The sequence below is a fragment of the Leifsonia sp. NPDC014704 genome (assembly GCF_043083605.1).
Taxonomy (GTDB): domain Bacteria; phylum Actinomycetota; class Actinomycetes; order Actinomycetales; family Microbacteriaceae; genus Leifsonia.
The window spans coordinates 85089-87366 of the sequence record NZ_JBIBYW010000003.1 but is presented as its reverse complement, the minus strand read 5'-3'; the positions used below and the strand labels follow the sequence as shown (position 1 = coordinate 87366).

Here is a 2278-nt window from a genome sequence, read left to right as displayed (position 1 = left end):
CTTCCCGTTCGCCCGCTTCAAGCTGACCCCGATCCAGCTCGACACCTCGGTCTTGAAAGATGCGCGGCGGCGGGATCTCACTCGCTCGATCGCCAGATGGATCTTCGAGCTGCGTGACGAGAACCAGAACGACCTGGTCGACGGGATCCAGTTCACCTCACGCTTCGGTGATGAGTACCGCATGTGGGCGATCTTCGAGCGGGCAGCGGATGGCGTGACCAGCGGACACCTGACGAACGAGGAGACGTTCGAGCTGCACCCGGAGACACCGGAACTTGTGGACGCGTTTCGCCTCCATAACCTTCGCTGGAAGGACTAGCGCTCAGTCCAGCGAGAGGACGCTGAGCAGGCGGTGGTCCGCCGGCATCTTGGCCAGGAGGGCAGCTCGGGCACTCTGGTAATCGGAGCGTGTGGCGTCGAGTTCGTCGACGGCTGCAGGGCGAATCCGGCCGGTGGCGATTACGCGGCCGCCACGGGGCATGGCGTTGTGGACCTGGATCAGTTCGTACCCGTCGGGCACCTGTTCCTCGATCATCGCGCGTGCCGCTTGGGCGTCGTCCGCCTCTGCGGTGATTTCCGTCACGACGGTGGACTGGATCAGGCCCCTGATGCGCATGAGGCCAGGCTACGTTGCACGACCGACGGCGATCCGGGGCTGTCTAGCCGGGGATATTGCGGGGGTCGTTGCCGTGGCTGGAGCGGTCGCCGATCTGACCGTTGAGGTTGTGCACGATGTGCTCGACCTTGCGGCGCTCGGCTTCCGCGCGGCCGGCTGCGATCGCGGCGTCGCGGGTGTTGTGCGCTCCCCCGATGGTCTCGCCCGTGCCCTCGATGCGGTTGTGCCAGGCACCGTTCTCATGGAAGGTCTCTACGTCTCCTCTGGGCATGCCCGCACCGTACGCCGCCTCATTTGACTCTTCTAGCCGCCTGGGGCGTACGTCAGCGCGGGCGGACTCGATCCCGGGTGCCAGATACCGGTCGGTCCCCGGGACGCGCACCGGCACATCTGGCCACGGAATCGGAGCAGCTGAGAGCAGCGGCGAGGAAGGTCGAGCGGGCTGGTCTTTGCGGAAGCCGATCGCAGCCCGTCTCTGCCGGGTTGCGCGATCAGGAATCGCTCGCAAGGCTTCGAGCTCGATGCGGGCGCCCTCCAGGGCGCGCTCCAACACCGCTCGCTCGACAGCAGCGAGTCGGACGCCGAACGCGTAGAGGACTAAGCCGTCGTCGGTGAGCCGGTCGACGGCGATCGGCACGGGGCGCCGGGCGAGATCCTGACCGCCGAAACCTGGCGCAGGCCGATGGCACGGAAGCCGCTCGACACCGTCCAACAGCGGTACGGCGGGATCGACGAACGCTCGATGCCAAACCCACGCAGACGCGGCACGCACTCGGTCGAGCTCCACGTACAGCCAGGCGAATGTCTCGCGAGAATCGCGAGTGCCCGCATCGATGATTTCCACCGGTCCGAAGCGTCGAGCTGTCATGGCACCTCCCCTCATTACCTAGAAGGGCCGGGCGCGCAGCTGCAGCGCACAGCGCACAGCGCACGGTCTCAGCGCCGCGGCGGCACCTGCCTTCTGGGTCGACTACGCACGGCGTCCTTCCACACCCATCCCTCGTGCTTTTGCCCGTCCCGTGTGGTGAAGCGGATCCGCACCGCATGTTCGTTCCATGCAAGAACCTCGACCTCCGGACGGATGACCGCCTCGTGGAACCGGACAAACGCGACGGCCGGCGCAGGAGCCGGTGACTCCACCGCCGGATCATGTTCGAGATCGACTTCCTCGTTCGTCAACCAGACCGGTCGAGGGCGGGTGACGATCTGCTCGATCACCCGGTCCATCCCCGCCCCGGGATAGCGCCGATTCTGACCCAATGCCCACCTCCCTCCTTGCGACTCATTAGAACATATGTTCGAATCTTGGGGGAGGTTGCGATGAGAGTCCTGCGCACAGGCGAGAAGGTTTGGTTGGTCGTCGACGACGTCGCCAGCAGGATCCACTTCGTCATCGAATACGGACCTGCGGTCAGCCAGCTCACGCACGAGACACTCATGAAGTACCGAGTCGACCACTGGACCCTCAAACGTTCGGAAAGGTGGCAATTGGGCTACTACGACGAACTTGGAGCCGCTACCCGAGCTTGTGAGCTGGCGCTCGAAGAGCGCGCGTTCATTTCACCAGCGACAGCACCAGACGGTTCGATCGTGACTCCGGAGGAACAGCGGGAGCGTTGGAGAGCCGGTCTTGATCCACGCACGGGTGAGCCAACAGAGCAG

The 2278-nt window shown here is 65.1% G+C and carries 5 protein-coding genes; 2 read left to right on the top strand and 3 right to left on the bottom strand.

Going from position 1 to position 2278, the window contains the following annotated elements:
* Positions 1-319: hypothetical protein (locus ACF1AJ_RS19495; protein ID WP_391508809.1), on the top strand; the 319-nt coding region annotated here is incomplete at its 5' end.
* A 3-nt stretch (positions 320-322) separates the two neighbouring features.
* Here ACF1AJ_RS19495 and ACF1AJ_RS19490 read toward each other — a convergent pair.
* From ACF1AJ_RS19490 to ACF1AJ_RS19480, 3 genes are all read right to left on the bottom strand, one after another.
* Positions 323-616, bottom strand: coding sequence for a hypothetical protein (locus ACF1AJ_RS19490; protein WP_301220655.1), 294 nt, complete (start codon positions 614-616; stop codon positions 323-325).
* Positions 617-659: 43 nt separating this feature from the next.
* On the bottom strand, positions 660-1460 hold the full coding sequence (locus tag ACF1AJ_RS19485) for a DUF2188 domain-containing protein (protein ID WP_391508808.1): 801 nt from the start codon (positions 1458-1460) through the stop codon (positions 660-662).
* Between the two features lie 92 nt (positions 1461-1552).
* A complete protein-coding gene (locus ACF1AJ_RS19480; RefSeq protein ID WP_301220653.1) occupies positions 1553-1834 on the bottom strand; it encodes a hypothetical protein in 282 nt (93 codons plus the stop codon).
* A gap of 135 nt (positions 1835-1969) precedes the next feature.
* On the opposite strand from ACF1AJ_RS19480, the gene ACF1AJ_RS19475 reads away from it, so the two are divergent.
* Positions 1970-2278 (top strand): hypothetical protein (locus tag ACF1AJ_RS19475; protein ID WP_391508807.1); only part of this gene is annotated, 309 nt, incomplete at its 3' end.